General features: G+C 38.7%; 13 protein-coding genes. 3 read left to right on the forward strand and 10 right to left on the reverse strand.

Going from position 1 to position 15,433, the window contains the following annotated elements; all coding sequences use genetic code 11:
• Window positions 1-10: 10 nt before the first annotated feature.
• From HW120_RS11805 to HW120_RS11815, 3 genes are all read right to left on the reverse strand, one after another.
• The gene (locus HW120_RS11805; protein WP_177734307.1) at window positions 11-232 is read right to left on the reverse strand and encodes a hypothetical protein; all 222 of its coding nucleotides are present in this window, start codon (window positions 230-232) and stop codon (window positions 11-13) included.
• Window positions 233-242: 10 nt separating this feature from the next.
• On the reverse strand, window positions 243-833 hold the full coding sequence (locus tag HW120_RS11810; RefSeq protein WP_177734308.1) for a TetR/AcrR family transcriptional regulator: 591 nt from the start codon (window positions 831-833) through the stop codon (window positions 243-245).
• A gap of 206 nt (window positions 834-1,039) precedes the next feature.
• Window positions 1,040-2,401 carry a redoxin family protein gene (locus tag HW120_RS11815; protein WP_177734309.1) on the reverse strand — a complete coding sequence of 454 codons (1,362 nt, stop codon included), beginning with the start codon at window positions 2,399-2,401 and terminating at the stop codon, window positions 1,040-1,042.
• A gap of 145 nt (window positions 2,402-2,546) precedes the next feature.
• On the opposite strand from HW120_RS11815, the gene hutH reads away from it, so the two are divergent.
• The gene (hutH, locus tag HW120_RS11820; protein WP_177734310.1) at window positions 2,547-4,055 is read left to right on the forward strand and encodes a histidine ammonia-lyase; all 1,509 of its coding nucleotides are present in this window, start codon (window positions 2,547-2,549) and stop codon (window positions 4,053-4,055) included.
• 77 nt (window positions 4,056-4,132) lie between these two features.
• On the opposite strand, the gene HW120_RS11825 is transcribed toward hutH, so the two are convergent.
• The 7 genes from HW120_RS11825 to HW120_RS11855 form a co-directional block, all read right to left on the reverse strand.
• Window positions 4,133-4,756, reverse strand: coding sequence for a hypothetical protein (locus HW120_RS11825; protein ID WP_177734311.1), 624 nt, complete (start codon window positions 4,754-4,756; stop codon window positions 4,133-4,135).
• Between the two features lie 33 nt (window positions 4,757-4,789).
• Window positions 4,790-5,617, reverse strand: a complete 828-nt coding sequence (locus HW120_RS11830; protein ID WP_177734312.1) for an Imm43 family immunity protein — start codon at window positions 5,615-5,617, stop codon at window positions 4,790-4,792.
• Window positions 5,618-5,735: 118 nt separating this feature from the next.
• Entirely contained in the window at window positions 5,736-6,101 is a 366-nt protein-coding gene (locus HW120_RS11835; RefSeq protein WP_177734313.1) for a DUF1304 domain-containing protein, read from the reverse strand.
• Between the two features lie 56 nt (window positions 6,102-6,157).
• A complete protein-coding gene (locus tag HW120_RS11840) occupies window positions 6,158-6,742 on the reverse strand; it encodes a TMEM175 family protein (RefSeq protein WP_177734314.1) in 585 nt (194 codons plus the stop codon).
• Between the two features lie 9 nt (window positions 6,743-6,751).
• Window positions 6,752-7,267: a DUF421 domain-containing protein gene (locus HW120_RS11845; RefSeq protein WP_177734315.1), complete on the reverse strand. Its 516-nt coding sequence runs from the start codon at window positions 7,265-7,267 to the stop codon at window positions 6,752-6,754.
• A gap of 12 nt (window positions 7,268-7,279) precedes the next feature.
• Window positions 7,280-8,647, reverse strand: coding sequence for a 30S ribosomal protein S6--L-glutamate ligase (rimK, locus tag HW120_RS11850; protein ID WP_177734316.1), 1,368 nt, complete (start codon window positions 8,645-8,647; stop codon window positions 7,280-7,282).
• 82 nt (window positions 8,648-8,729) lie between these two features.
• Entirely contained in the window at window positions 8,730-11,276 is a 2,547-nt protein-coding gene (locus HW120_RS11855; RefSeq protein ID WP_177734317.1) for an ATP-dependent Clp protease ATP-binding subunit, read from the reverse strand.
• A 265-nt stretch (window positions 11,277-11,541) separates the two neighbouring features.
• Here HW120_RS11855 and gyrA point away from each other — a divergent pair, with 265 nt between their 5' ends.
• Entirely contained in the window at window positions 11,542-14,064 is a 2,523-nt protein-coding gene (gene gyrA / locus HW120_RS11860; RefSeq protein WP_177734318.1) for a DNA gyrase subunit A, read from the forward strand.
• A 17-nt stretch (window positions 14,065-14,081) separates the two neighbouring features.
• On the forward strand, window positions 14,082-15,401 hold the full coding sequence (locus HW120_RS11865; protein WP_177734319.1) for a tetratricopeptide repeat protein: 1,320 nt from the start codon (window positions 14,082-14,084) through the stop codon (window positions 15,399-15,401).
• Window positions 15,402-15,433: the final 32 nt, after the last annotated feature.

Here is a 15,433-nt window from a genome sequence, read left to right on the forward strand (position 1 = left end):
ATCGTTCATTTTATATTAATTCTTTACACTCATAATGATGAACGTTAACAAGTGCTATTATCTGTGATACCGTTAACGTATCGGTTACTATTCTTAAGACGCAATCAATATCATCCTGGTCAATGCTCCAGGCGGTTATGGCAATATGGGCGTTTAAAATTTTACGGATTTTGTGTTTGCTTTTTTTGGTTTTGATATTGGTCGCAAATATGAATATGTTTTGCAGTTTCATAACAATACTTTTATGGTGTTAGTGCTTTAATAACCAGTTCAAATGTTTCATCGCGGATTTCATTGGTTAGTGTAAAAGGCATGCCGCCCATACTTTTACCCCTGTTGTGAAAGCGGAGCAATGAATATAGCGGTCCGTAGGCAATGCTCCAGAATACATCTTTTGAAACGGGTATCATTTGTTTTTTTGCTACAGCATTGGTAAAAAAATCAGTCATTATGGTTCTGAAATCCTTTACACTTTCCTGAATGATATATTCGCCATAGGAGGAGTTTTGCAGTATTTCCAAACAACCCATTTCTGCCATGTGGTTTATCATGAAATCGGCTCTGTTTTCCCATTGCTTCCGGAGCCCGTCTACAAAGTGCATATCGGGTACGAATCCGTTCATCATGGCAGCGAAGAATTTTTGCCCGATTTCCACACCGATTTTTTTTATCAGATCGTCTTTGTCGGTATAGTAGATATACAGTGTTGCCACCGAAACATTACTTTCTTTAGCCAGACGATTCATACTAAAGCCTTCAATTCCTTTATCGGCAAGCATTTCTATAGCTTTTTGCTTTACCAGGTCTTCTTTATTAGTATCACGTGTTCGCATAGTCTTTCATTTTATCGGAACAAAAGTAATATTAATAAATGAATGTTCGCTTACTTATGGAAAATATTTTTTTAGTTTGGTAAAAATATTCTGAGAACACCTCGCAAATCCCATATCACCCCTCGTACTTCTAATTTCATAATTCACACTTCTTACCTCATATATCCTATATAAAAAAAGCGCTTCATTTTCGAAGCGCTTTTTTATTAAATCCCTAAGGAACGAAACAGTTCAACCAGTTTCGGATCGGATGGGCGCGGAGCATCGGCCGTTACGATATTTCCTTTAGTGTCTACTAAAATAAATCTTGGAATACCTTCAATAGCATAATCTTTTACGAATTGAGAGTTCCAGTCGTTATCGGCAAACAGCTGAATACCGCCTAAACTTTTTTCATTCACTAAATTTTTCCATTTTTCATGGTCTTTTTTAGCATCAATGGAAAGGCTTACAAATTCAATGTTTTTACCGTGATATTGTTTTTCCACTTCCTGTAAAAAAGGGATTTCTTTACGACACGGTCCGCACCAGGTTGCCCATACATCGATATACACATATTTTCCGGCTAACTGGTCTAAGGATGTTTTTCCGCCTTTATGGTTCTCGTAGTTGAATTTCGGCGACGGTTTTCCAACGGTTAGTGTTTTGATCTTATTAAACTTGGTCGTTAATTCATCTTTGAATTTCTGGTTAGTTGATAACGCCATTAATTCTTTATACAGGTTTTCGGCATCCGGATTTCCGGCTCCAACCTCATAACCTAAGTTTTGCAGTAAACTGTTTTTAATGCTCGGGCTCTTGATTTTTTTGATTTCCGGCAGGGCTACTTTTGAAGTATAATCGGCATCTTCACCTAACTGTTCCATTATTTTCCCACGGAATTTAGCCGCTACAATCTGTTTGTAAGGATTTGAAAACAAGAAATCTTCTTCGCTATCCAGATTTGTCTTTTCGTCAAAAAGAGGGAAGCCTGCCGATACTTTAAAATCTTCTTTTTTTGTATAATGCGCGTGGTAAGGAGCATAGTTGGCATTTAAAAGCTGCTCAAAATAATTGATGTTTTTTAGTTCGCTGGTTTTAAAAGCAGCATCACTGAACTTTGTTTTGTTGTATAACTCTAAAACCGTCTTTTTTAATTCGGAATTTTTGGTCAGGAATGTGTTTTCATCCTGGCTGTAAAAAGCTTGCGGATCGCCCAGTGCCTTGTTTACAATTTCATTCTTTTTAGCGATATACTGGTTTTCAACACTGCCGTTTCCGGAAAAAGCCAGGGTAGTGGTGAAGTTCTTATCGTCGGCATTAATCGCCAGCTTGGTACCTTTGGCCAGGTATAAGGCAATACGGTTGTTTTTGGTGCCCAGAGTATAGGTACCGCTGTAGTCAATTGGAAAACTCTCCGAAAAAGATCCGTCGGGTTTTAAGGTGATTTCCTTTTCAAAGGCTTCCCCTCTGATTCTGATTTTGTTTTCATCAGCATTACTGATTTTACCCGATAAGGTAATGGTTTCTTTCGGACCGGCGAAAGAAGCAAAAACAATTACCAGTAGTAAATAAATTACTTTCTTCATGTTAAACAGGTTTTTAGTTGTTTGAATTTTAGTTGCTCAAATATAAGAATTGTGATTAATAATTCAATTATACCAAATACTAATAATATGTCTTGTTTTTTACCCGTAATTTGCGGAATTTTGAGGAATTAATTTATACAATAAAATGGATACAGTACATTATATAAGCTCCGACGTGATTTCATTGGAGTTACTACAAGAAATAATTACAGAGCATAAAACCCTAGCCTTATCGGAAGAAGCCCGTCTTAATATTGAAAAATGCAGAGCTTATTTGGATAATAAAATGCAAACACACAACGAACCTATTTATGGAATTAATACCGGTTTCGGATCTTTGTGTGATGTAAAAATTTCGAATGAAAACTTATCCAGATTACAGGAAAATTTAGTGAAATCGCATGCTTGTGGTACCGGTGATGAAGTACCGCATGAAATTGTGAAAATCATGTTGCTGTTAAAAATTAAGTCTTTGAGTTTCGGACATTCCGGAGTGCAGCTGCAAACGGTAGAAAGACTTATTGACTTTTATAACCACGATATTTTACCGGTTATTTATTCGCAGGGTTCTTTGGGCGCTTCCGGCGATCTGGCACCATTGGCACACTTGTCTTTACCGTTATTGGGAGAAGGTGAAGTATTTGCTGACGGCTTCCGCCAACCGGCGAAAAAGGTATTGGAAAAAATGGGTTGGGAGCCTATTGTTTTACAATCTAAAGAAGGGCTGGCATTATTGAACGGAACACAGTTTATGAGTGCTTACGGAAGCTATGTATTGCTGAAAGCAAGCAAATATTCCTATTTAGCCGATGTTATCGGAGCCATCTCGTTAGAAGGATTTGACGGAAGAATCGAACCGTTTAATGAACTGATCCATTTGGTTCGTCCGCACAAAGGGCAGATCAATACCGCAAAACGTTTCCAGGAATTACTGGAAGACAGCGAAATCATTGCACAGCCTAAAAAACATGTACAGGATCCGTATTCGTTCCGTTGTATTCCACAGGTGCACGGTGCTTCCAAGGATACTATCGACTATGTGAAAAAAGTATTTAAAACGGAAATCAACTCCGTTACCGATAACCCGAATATTTTTATTGAAAGTGATGAGATCATCTCCGGAGGAAATTTCCACGGACAGCCTTTGGCTTTAGCCCTGGATTTCCTGGGAATAGCTTTGGCAGAACTGGGAAGTATTTCTGAAAGACGTACTTATCAGTTAATTTCCGGTTTGAGAGGATTACCGGCATTTTTAGTGAGCGACCCGGGATTAAATTCCGGATTCATGATTCCGCAATATACTGCGGCGAGTATTGTAAGCCAGAACAAGCAATATGCTACTCCGGCCAGTATTGACAGTATTGTTTCTTCAAACGGTCAGGAAGACCACGTGAGTATGGGAGCAAATGCAGCAACGAAAGCTTTAAAAATTATGGAAAATTTAGAGCGTATCCTTGCCATTGAATTGATGAATGCTTCCCAGGCAGTAGCATTCAGAAGACCTTTAAAATCAAGTGATTTTATCGAAATGTTCCTGAAATCCTACAGAGAAGAAGTGCCGCTTGTTCATGAAGACCGTATCTTACATTATGACATTGAAAAATCGGTTGCTTTCTTAAACAGCTTCCAGATGGACGAAGTGGTTTTTGAATAAGCCAATAGCTGATAAATGAAAAAGACTTCCATTGGAAGTCTTTTTTTGTTTAAAAATGGTATAATTACCTAAATTTATTAAATCCATTCTGCCGGAATAATAACCGCATCAGGGCAATTAAAATCTTTGATGACATCGAGGAATTTTTGGGTCACGCCAATTTCTCCATGGTCTGTAAAGTTGAAAATATCTGCATTTTCATAAGTATCAGCATATACCTGCAGATTAATAGGATTTTCAGTGGTTTTCCGCATAATCAATTGAGATTTTTCTTCATTGTATTTGTTGAGCGTGAGATTACATCCTTCACAAATTCCTGTATAATCGCAGGCAATAGGAATGTTCCTGATTGCAGGAGATAAAATGGCTAAATAAACAAAATCGGGTATTGTTTTAATATCAAGGGCTGTATATTTAAATGGTACCTTTTTTACTTTCAGGGGAGCAAATCCTTTAATTCCTCCCAGCATAAGGGCTTCATATAGCTTTTGAGTAACCATCAGCAAACCGGAGGCACTTGCCCAATCTTCTCCGTTGTATTTTTCAGCCTCCAATACCACTTTTGAATATTTGATTTCTTCTTTTAATGCTCTGTTGCATTTTTCGCATTTGGGCTGTTGTACTTTGATGCTCTTTTTGCTCAGGTTTCCAATCCAGCTTCTGCAATTGAGCGTGTATATTTGAGGTTTGTTATGTTTCATTTTTTATTGCTTGTTATGCTGTTGTTACAAAGGTTATTTCACTTTGGTTGTTTTGATAAATTCAAGTCCTGTAATTTTTTCATCAAGCAAGGTTTGGGCTAATCGTGCAGATATAAATTGTTCCCTGTTTAGCAGGTGACTTTTAAACTTAAAAATATCCAGTTCGTTGGGTTTAAGAACAATTATCTTTGATTGAATGTTTACTCTTTTTTTAAAATTGGTAAAAGTAACGCCTTCATTCAATTGGTCAGAAAGTAGCTGTATCTCCTCTGCTGAATGGAACGATTCGGGCATTATCGCTCTTGAAGCAAAATCAAAATATCCTTTGCCTTTATAAAAAACAGATTGTGGAAAATCTACGTATTCATCTGCATAATTTGCAAAATGCAGATATACATAATCTTCAGAAACTATTTTTTTGCTTTTTACGGCAATTTTGTATGGCTGATATTCACCAATGTTGAAATTTTTAAGTATTTCAAATAATCTTTTGCTTACAATCCAACCGCCGCCTTCAATTCCATTTACGACATCAGTTAGTTTGGCTTCGGAATATAATTTGACCGCTCCCAAATCTAATTCTGCCGGTGCAAAAGTGCCTTCTCTCATCATTCTGTTATACCTGTTCATCAACGGAACAAACGCATCATCTGCATCTGTTCTGTAATGTGCGTCAAACAGAGATTCTAAATTTACACTTTTAGAAATATCGTGATATTCTACTTGCCAGGCGTATTTTTTGCCAATTGGCATTTCCACTTTGATATATTTTTCTGAAAATTCGGTATCGAGGAAGAAACTTTCTTCTTCATTGTTCCATTGAATGGCTATTTGATCTAAAATATGTACTGGTTTTTCCATTGTTTATTTACCTTGGTTTCGCAGATTTGTAATCCACGATCGTAGCTACGGAATAATATGAAAAACGATGCAGAAAACGGAATTACAGGAGTTTAATCCGATGTGTTTTTCTGGAAATTTATTTTAAAAAATAGATACTGAGTAAGCCTAAAATTGCCGGAACACTTTGTACATACAGTATCGATTTCTGTACGGTCATGGCGCCATAAAGCCCGGCTACCAGAACACAGCCTAAAAAGAAGGTTGCCACATGCATGCTCCATTGGACATCGCAAATCAATAACGACCAGATCAATCCGGCGGCTAAAAAGCCGTTATACAATCCCTGGTTTCCTGCCATCTGTTTTGTTTTTTCAAACATTTCGGCCGGTACGCTTTTGAATACTTTTTTTGCCCGGGTTGTCCAGGCAAACATTTCCAGCCATAAAATATAAAGGTGGAGTAAGGCTATAAATCCGATAATTATTTTAGAAAGTAGTACCATGGAAATTTGTATTAATAGTGAAACGTTAGGTAATTTTCAAGGGGTTTGACAGTAATTTAATCTTCTTTTTCGGCAACGATCTTTTCAATCCGGTTGTCCGGAATGAGCCACATTATGGCAACCAGCACATAAAATCCGCCGGCAATTAAACCGTTAAAACTGGAGGCGATAATTCCCAGTATGTAAAAAACAGGCGATAACTTTCCTTTTATATCTTTTCCGATAGCTTTGGATAAAACAGAATCCGGTCCGTGCTTTTTCAGGATCAAAGCCTGCAGTATAAAATAGGCAACGGCACACATTAAAAGTATGACACCATACATGGTCATCGGAAAAGGAGCAAAGTGATTTTCACCAATCCATGCCGTTACAAACGGGATCAGGGAAAGCCAGAACAGCAGGTGCAGGTTTGCCCAGAGAATCTCTCCGGATACCTGTTTTACCGTGTGCATCATGTGATGGTGGTTGTTCCAGTAAATCCCCACATAAATAAAACTCAGGATATAACTTAGAAAAACGGGTAAAATGGGTTTTAACGAATTGAAATCAACGCCATGCGGGACTTTGATCTCCAGAACCATAATGGTGATGATGATGGCCAGTACGCCGTCGCTAAAAGCTTCCAGTCTGGTTTTATTCATATATTGAAATTAAGCGTTTTCGGAATGTAACGATTTGTGTATCCGCCGTTTGTGATGCGTTTGTTTTAGAGTACTGTCACCGGAAATAACACTGATGTTACCGTCAATTTCCAGCATGGCCAGTTTGACATCTTTATAGCGTTCCAGACCGTGTTCGCGTATGGCTTCATAGAGCTCATCGGACGAGATTCCCAATTTACTCAGGGTGTCAAACTCCAGCTTTCCGTTATGGATCAATATTTCCGGTTTGTCCTGTAAAAAATCACCGAGTTTTTTGTATTTGAAAATCAGCTTTTTAAAAGCCATGTTGACTAAAAACAAAACCAATGCTGCTGCCAGACCTCCGAAAAGGCTGGTATTACTGCCTACCATAGCATTCTGAACCGAGTTACTGATGAGTAAAATCAGGATAACGTCGGCTGTATTGAGCTGGGATAACTGCTTCTTGCCAAAAATACGCAAGGCAATAACCATAAATAAATATACAGCGGTACTTCTTATGATTATATCCAGGTAGGCATTCATCAGCTGCTTAGTTTATTTCCATTTGAAATTCTTTTCAATGGCCTTGATCATTTCTCCTGCGATATCTTTTTGTGTTGCTCCTTCAATTCCTTCCAGGCCGGGCGAGGAGTTAACTTCCAGCAATAAAGGTCCTTTGGAAGAACGGATAATATCCACACCGGCAACTTTTAAGTTCATGGCTTTGGCTGCTTTAATGGCAATGCGTTTTTCCTCTGCAGTTACTTTTACAACCGAAGCGGTTCCGCCCAAATGGATGTTGGCTCTGAATTCTCCCGGTAAGGCTTCGCGCTGCATGGCAGCCACAACTTTACCGTCTACCACAAACAAGCGTAAATCTTTACCGTTTGCTTCTTTAATAAATTCCTGAACCAGTATGTTAGCATTTAAACTCTTGAAAGCATTGATAACACTTTCTGCCGCTTTTTTGGTTTCTGCCAGTACAACACCTTTTCCCTGGGTGCCTTCCAATAGCTTGACAATCAGCGGGGAACCGCCAACCATCTTAATTAAATCGTTAGTGTCCAACGGAGAATTGGCAAAGCCGGTAGTCGGGATGTCCACACCGTTATTCAGTAATAATTGTAATGAAAATAGTTTGTCCCGGGACTGGCTTATTGCCGCCGAATTGTTAAGACAGAAAACCTTTAAGGCTTCAAACTGACGCGTCAGTGCGCAGCCGTAGTAGGTCATACTGGGACGGATTCTCGGAATTACGGCATCGAAATCGTTTAGCACACGACCACCGCGGTAGTGAATTTCCGGAGCCGTAGCATCCAGTTTCATATAACAGTATTTTAAATTAAGGAAATGCATTTCATGACCACGCATTTCACCCGCTTCAATGATTCTTTTGTTACTGTATAATTCCGGATTACTGGCTAATAAACCAATACGAAGCCCTTTTTTTGAAGGTTCTTCGCTATAATAGTATTCTTTTATTTTTTCATGAGTAGGCTGTCCCAACAAATATTTTTGTTCCGGATCCACCAAAATTCTGCCGGACATCGCTTCACGTCCTAACAGCATGCGGAAACCCATTGAGTCCCTGTTTGTTAGTGTTAGCTCAACTTCCCATTCGCTTCCTCCGATTTCCAGCAGGGTTCTGATTACATAACGCAGCTCACGGTATCCGCTGGAGCTTTTTACAACACGTTTGTCTACCAAAAGCGCCTGGCAGTGAATTACCGCTTTAATATTGTTCTGAATCGGATTGATATCGAACTTCACCCAATTTTCCCCATTTCTCTCAAAAGGGGTAATGTTTGTAGCGTGAAGTGCGGAAGTTTTTGCTCCCGAATCTACACGAGCTTTAATAGTTGGAATCCCAAGTGCTGGGAATGAGCACCATTCTTCGCTACCTACAATAACTTTGTCTAACATCTCTATTTATTAATTAGTAATTCTAATGTACTACTTTTTTTGAAATGCCAAACACTTTTGCCTAAAAAAAGAAAAAACCTACTTAATTAGTAGGTTTTTCAGCTTTCTTAATGCTAACGGTGAGTTCCTGGGTGCTCTCGTCGAGATCCATAAAAATCTCATCGCCTTCATGAATTTTGGAAGTGATGATTTCTTCTGCTAAAGCATCTTCCACATATTTCTGTATCGCTCTTTTTAACGGACGCGCTCCAAATTGTTTGTCGAAGCCTTTTTCGGCAATAAAATCCTTCGCTTTTTCCGATAGCGCTAATTTATATCCTAAATCGGCAACTCTATCGTATAATTTATCCAGTTCAATATCGATAATTTTGTCAATGTCTTCTTTTTCAAGAGTGTTGAACACTACAACATCATCAATTCTGTTCAGGAATTCCGGAGCAAATGCTTTTTTCAGTGCATTCTCGATGATTCCTTTTGAATTTTCGTCTGCCTGAGCCTGTTTCGAAGCAGTTCCGAAACCAACACCTTGTCCGAAGTCTTTTAACTGACGGGCACCAACGTTTGAGGTCATGATGATAATCGTATTACGGAAATCGATTTTACGGCCTAAACTATCGGTTAAATGGCCATCGTCCAATACCTGTAACATCATGTTGAAGACATCCGGATGGGCTTTTTCAATCTCATCAAGCAAAACAACACAGTAGGGTTTTCTTCTTACTTTTTCGGTAAGCTGTCCGCCTTCTTCATAACCAACGTAACCCGGAGGCGCTCCCACTAATCTGGAGATCGCAAATTTCTCCATGTACTCACTCATGTCAATACGAACCAAAGCATCTTCAGAATCAAATAGTTCTTTTGCAATAACTTTGGCCAACTGGGTTTTACCAACACCGGTCTGACCTAAGAAAATAAACGAACCGATTGGTTTGTTCGGATCTTTTAATCCGGCACGGTTTCTTTGAATGGATTTTGCAATTTTTAAAACAGCTTCATCCTGTCCAATTACCTTACCTTTAATAAGTTCCGGTAAATGAGCTAATTTATTACTTTCAGTCTGGGCAATACGATTTACCGGTATTCCGGTCATCATGGATACCACATCGGCTACGTTGTCTTCTGTAACAACGATACGGTTGTTTTTGGCATCTTCTTCCCATTGTTCCTGAGCTACAGCAAGGTCTTTTTCGATGCGTTTTTCGTCATCGCGAAGTTTGGCTGCTTCTTCATATTTCTGTTTTTTAACAACCGAATTTTTAAGTTCACGAACTTCTTCCAGCTGACGTTCTAAGTCCAGAATTTGTTTCGGAACGTCAATATTGGTAATGTGTACGCGGGAACCGGCTTCGTCCAGAGCATCGATCGCTTTGTCCGGAAGGAAACGTTCCGACATATAACGGTTGGTCAGCTTTACGCAGGCTTCAACAGCTTCCGGCGTATAGATAACATTGTGATGGTCTTCGTATTTGTTTTTAATGTTGTTCAAAATGGTAATGGTTTCCTCTACGGTAGTGGGCTCCACAATTACTTTTTGAAAACGTCTTTCCAAAGCACCGTCTTTCTCGATATACTGACGGTATTCGTCAAGCGTTGTAGCACCAATACATTGGATTTCGCCACGTGCCAGAGCAGGTTTGAACATGTTTGAAGCGTCCAGCGAACCGGTGGCGCCACCGGCACCTACGATTGTGTGAATCTCGTCGATAAAAAGGATGATATCATCATTTTTTTCCAGTTCGTTCATCACGGCTTTCATGCGCTCTTCAAACTGTCCTCTGTATTTTGTTCCGGCAACCAGACTGGCCAGATCAAGCGTTACGACACGTTTGTTGAACAGGATTCTGGAAACTTTTTTCTGGATGATACGCAACGCCAGTCCTTCGGCTATAGCCGATTTACCAACGCCCGGTTCTCCGATTAAAAGCGGGTTATTTTTTTTACGGCGACTCAGGATCTGCGAAACGCGTTCAATTTCTTTTTCACGTCCCACAACCGGGTCTAATTTTCCTTCTTCTGCCAATTCGGTCAGATCACGACCAAAGTTATCTAAAACAGGCGTTTTTGATTTTTTATTTGCTTTGCCGGTGCCAGGATTATTAAAACCTGTGTCACGCATACTGTCATCTTGTCCGGAATCGTCATTAAATGACTCCGCTTTAGGCAGGTTATCTAGGTAATCTTCTTCGTTTGATGTCATAGCAATAAATTGTTCTTTAACTATTTCGTAGTCAATTTTTAATTTGTTTAAAAGCTTCGTTGTCGGGTCATTCTCGTTTCGGAGAATACACAACAGTAAATGAGCGGTACTGATTGAAGTACTCTGGAAAACTTTAGCTTCTAAAAAAGTGGTACGTAAAGCACGTTCCGCCTGACGCGTTAAATGCAGGTTTTTTTTCTCATTACTACGATCGGTACTGGGATTTGCAGGGCTTAATACTTCTACTTTTCTGCGTAAATGCTCTAAATCTACGGAGAGATTATTCAGTATATTGATTGCGGTTCCGTTACCGTCTCTTAAAATTCCTAACATTAAGTGTTCAGTGCCGATAAAGTCATGCCCTAATCGTAAAGCTTCTTCTTTACTATAGCTTATTACATCCTTAACTCTTGGTGAAAAATTATCGTCCATTACTTAAAATCTTTATCATGTAAATTTACTAATTCTGGTGAGTAAAAGCAAAAACTATACCTTACATTTCAGAGAATAGCTGTAAGGCTAATTGACAAAAAAAAAACGACATATAAAAGTTAAAAAGTGTGAATTTTTAAGCATTCTACGGGTTTTTACTGTTGATAAATTGCTGAAATTTATGTGCGAAAAAGTAAAACATTACTGTAAAAATACGTATATTGGCACGTTTTGAATTAAATATAATTTTTTAATATAACTACTTATGTCTGAAGGAGAAAAGTTAATTCCTATTAACATTGAGGACGAAATGAAATCAGCTTACATCGATTATTCGATGTCAGTAATTGTATCAAGAGCGCTTCCTGATGTTAGAGATGGCTTGAAACCGGTTCACCGAAGAGTATTATTCGGAATGTATGAATTAGGAGTATTATCGAATAGAGCGCATAAAAAATCTGCAAGAATTGTCGGTGAGGTATTGGGTAAATATCACCCGCATGGCGATAGCTCCGTTTATGATGCGATGGTTCGTATGGCTCAAGAGTGGAGTTTACGTTATCTTTTAGTTGACGGTCAGGGTAACTTCGGTTCGATTGACGGTGACAGCCCGGCGGCAATGCGTTATACGGAAGCCAGAATGAAAAAACTTTCGGAAGAGATTCTTGCCGATATAGATAAAGAAACAGTTGATTTTCAATTAAACTTTGATGATACTTTAGAAGAACCTAAAGTAATGCCGACAAAAATACCGAATCTGTTAATTAACGGTGCTTCGGGTATTGCGGTAGGTATGGCAACCAATATGGCGCCGCACAACCTTACAGAGGTAATTGACGGTACGCTGGCTTACATTGAAAATAATGATATCGAGATTGATGAGTTAATGCATCATATCAAAGCACCGGATTTCCCTACAGGCGGTGTTATTTATGGTTATGAAGGTGTTCGTGAAGCCTTTAAAACGGGTAGAGGACGTGTTGTAATGCGTGCCAAAGCTAATTTTGAAGAAGTGGACGGACGGGAATCGATCATTGTTACCGAAATTCCGTATCAGGTTAATAAAGCAGAAATGATCAAAAAAACTGCTGATCTGGTAAATGAGAAAAAAATTGAAGGTATTTCGACTATCCGTGACGAATCGGATAGAAACGGTATGCGAATCGTATATGTGTTAAAGCGTGAAGCAGTTCCGAATATTGTACTGAATACCTTATATAAGTACACGCAATTGCAGTCTTCTTTCAGTGTTAATAATATTGCATTGGTTAAAGGACGTCCGCAATTGTTGAATTTAAAAGAGCTGATCCACTATTTTGTGGAACACCGACATGAAGTGGTAACGCGTAGAGCAGAGTTCGATTTGCGCAAAGCAGAAGAGCGTGCCCATATCCTGGAAGGTTTAATTATTGCATCGGATAATATTGATGAAGTAATTGCGCTGATCCGTGCCTCTAAAAATGCGGACGAAGCAAAAGAAAAATTAGTAGAGCGCTTTAATTTATCAGACATTCAGTCCCGTGCCATTGTTGAAATGCGTTTGCGTCAGCTAACCGGACTGGAGCAGGATAAACTAAGAGCGGAGTATGATGAAATCATGAAATTGATTGCTTATTTGAGAGAATTATTAGCAAGCAAAGAAATGAGAATGGGTGTTATTAAGGATGAATTAACAGAAATCAGAGATAAATACGGCGATGCCCGTCGTTCTGTAATTGAATATGCCGGAGGTGATGTGAGCATCGAAGATTTAATTGCCGATGAGAATGTGGTTATTACCATTTCTCATGCCGGTTATATTAAACGTACACCGCTTTCCGAATATAAAACGCAAAACAGAGGCGGAGTAGGACAAAAAGGAGTGGCTACCAGAGATCAGGACTTCCTGGAGCATTTGTTTGTAGCTACGAATCACCAGTATATGTTGTTCTTTACCCAAAAAGGAAAATGTTTCTGGATGCGTGTTTATGAAATTCCGGAAGGAAGCAAAACCAGTAAAGGTAGAGCGATTCAGAATCTGGTGAATATTGAGAACGACGATAAAGTAAAAGCTTTTATCTGTACTCAGGATTTAAAAGATGAAGAATACATCAACAGTCATTATGTAATTATGGCGACCAAACAAGGACAGGTGAAGAAAACGCCGTTAGAGCAATATTCCCGTCCGCGTCAAAACGGTATCAACGCAATTACAATTAAAGAAGACGATGAGTTACTGGAAGCAAAATTAACAAATGGTGAAAGCCAGATCTTAATTGCTGTTAAATCCGGTAAATTAGTTCGTTTTGAAGAAGGAAAAACACGTCCGATGGGAAGAAGTGCTTCCGGGGTTAGAGGAATTACTTTGGCAGATGAAAAAGATGAAGTAATCGGAATGGTTTCGGTTAACGATATGGAAAGCGAGATCCTGGTTGTTTCAGAAAACGGATACGGTAAACGTTCTTCTTTGGAAGATTACCGAATCACGAATCGTGGTGGTAAAGGTGTGAAAACGCTGAACATTACCGATAAAACCGGAAAACTGGTATCGATTAACAGCGTTACGGATGCCGATGACCTGATGATCATTAACAAATCCGGATTAACGATCCGTATGGAAGTTTCCGATTTAAGAGTTATGGGACGTGCCACACAAGGAGTACGTTTGATTAATATTAAAGGAAACGACTCTATTGCAGCGGTAACCAAAGTAATGCGTGAGGAAAACGAAGGAATTGATATCGAAGGAGCAGAAGGTTTGGAAGACAACAATGATGCTGCTATTGAAGCCAACGATACCCAGGAATAACTACTAAAAACTATTATATGAAAATTAAATATGTATTATTGGCATCGTCCATGATGCTTTCGGCAGCTTCCTTTGCACAGAAGGATGAACTGAAGACGCTTAAAAAATTATATGCTAAAGAAAAACTGTCTGTTGCTGATATTTCAGAATATAAATCTGCTGTAAACAAAGTAAGCGGTATGTCTGGTCTGGCAGAACCGGATCAGGTATATACGAATTTCTATAAAGCAATGGCTCCTTTATTGGAGCTTGACGGTGTTAACGGAAGTAACCCAGGCGATTTACAGTTAATGGCAAAAAATTTAACTCCGGCTAAGATTAATGAATTGGCAAAAGGATTAAACGGCGTTTTGGAATACGAGAAAAAAACCGGTAAAAAGGTGTATACGGACGATGTGAATGAAACAATTATGTCGGTTAAGCCAATGATTGTTAATTATGGAATTGTTTTAAACCAGGCTTCAAAATTTAAAGAAGCGGCTCAGATCTTTGAAGCGATCTATAATCTGGATCCAAGCGATGCGTCAAATTTATATAACGCTTCTATTTTAGCAATGCAGGCACAGGATTTTGACGGTGCGTTGAAGTATTTATACGAATTAAAAAAGATCAACTATTCCGGAGAAGGAACAAATTATTACGCTGTTAATAAAGCAAGCGGGGCAGAAGAAACATTTGCTACGGATGCCGACAGAAAACAATCGATAAAATTAGGGCTTCACGAAAAACCACGTGATGAAAAAGTTCCTTCTAAAAGAGGCGAAATCTATAAAAACATTGCTTCAATTTTAGTACACCAGGGGAAAGTAGAAGAAGCGAAAGCAGCAATTAACGATGCGAAACAGGCTAATCCGGGTGATACAAGCTTGCTTTTAGCAGAAGCGAATATCTACTTGGATGCTAAAGATTATGTAGGTTACAAAAGAGTAATCACGGAAGTATTGGCAAAAGATCCTAACGATGCAGATTTATTGTTCAACTTAGGAGTGATCAGTACAACATCCGGTGATATTGAAGAAGCTAAAAAATATTACAAAAAGGCTATTGAAGTGAATCCGAATTATTTCAATGCCTATAATAATTTAGGAGCTTTGATGCTACAGGGTGAGGATAAAATGGTAAAAGAAATGAATTCGTTGGGAACTACTCCAAAAGACAATAAAAGATTTGAAGAGTTAAAAACGAAAAGAAATAAAATGTACAGTGATGCTTTGCCATATTTTGAAAAAGCATTGCAAATTGATCCGAAAGAACCGAATATTAAAGCAATTTTGCTAAATGCATACCAGGTTTTGGATATGGATGTAAAATACAAAGCTTTAAAAGCTCAGAAATAATTGAGAGCTTTATATAAAAAAACCGAAACGTG

This window comes from Flavobacterium inviolabile (assembly GCF_013389455.1).
Classification (GTDB): Bacteria; Bacteroidota; Bacteroidia; order Flavobacteriales; family Flavobacteriaceae; genus Flavobacterium; species Flavobacterium inviolabile.

Bases quoted from the DNA above. Each gene is read 5' to 3' on its own strand.
- HW120_RS11805 (WP_177734307.1), bottom strand. From the start codon at position 232: ATGAAACTGCAAAACATATTCATATTTGCGACCAATATCAAAACCAAA.
- HW120_RS11810 (WP_177734308.1), bottom strand. From the start codon at position 833: ATGCGAACACGTGATACTAATAAAGAAGACCTGGTAAAGCAAAAAGCT.
- HW120_RS11815 (WP_177734309.1), bottom strand. From the start codon at position 2,401: ATGAAGAAAGTAATTTATTTACTACTGGTAATTGTTTTTGCTTCTTTC.
- hutH (WP_177734310.1), top strand. From the start codon at position 2,547: ATGGATACAGTACATTATATAAGCTCCGACGTGATTTCATTGGAGTTA.
- HW120_RS11825 (WP_177734311.1), bottom strand. From the start codon at position 4,756: ATGAAACATAACAAACCTCAAATATACACGCTCAATTGCAGAAGCTGG.
- HW120_RS11830 (WP_177734312.1), bottom strand. From the start codon at position 5,617: ATGGAAAAACCAGTACATATTTTAGATCAAATAGCCATTCAATGGAAC.
- HW120_RS11835 (WP_177734313.1), bottom strand. From the start codon at position 6,101: ATGGTACTACTTTCTAAAATAATTATCGGATTTATAGCCTTACTCCAC.
- HW120_RS11840 (WP_177734314.1), bottom strand. From the start codon at position 6,742: ATGAATAAAACCAGACTGGAAGCTTTTAGCGACGGCGTACTGGCCATC.
- HW120_RS11845 (WP_177734315.1), bottom strand. From the start codon at position 7,267: ATGAATGCCTACCTGGATATAATCATAAGAAGTACCGCTGTATATTTA.
- rimK (WP_177734316.1), bottom strand. From the start codon at position 8,647: ATGTTAGACAAAGTTATTGTAGGTAGCGAAGAATGGTGCTCATTCCCA.
- HW120_RS11855 (WP_177734317.1), bottom strand. From the start codon at position 11,276: ATGGACGATAATTTTTCACCAAGAGTTAAGGATGTAATAAGCTATAGT.
- gyrA (WP_177734318.1), top strand. From the start codon at position 11,542: ATGTCTGAAGGAGAAAAGTTAATTCCTATTAACATTGAGGACGAAATG.
- HW120_RS11865 (WP_177734319.1), top strand. From the start codon at position 14,082: ATGAAAATTAAATATGTATTATTGGCATCGTCCATGATGCTTTCGGCA.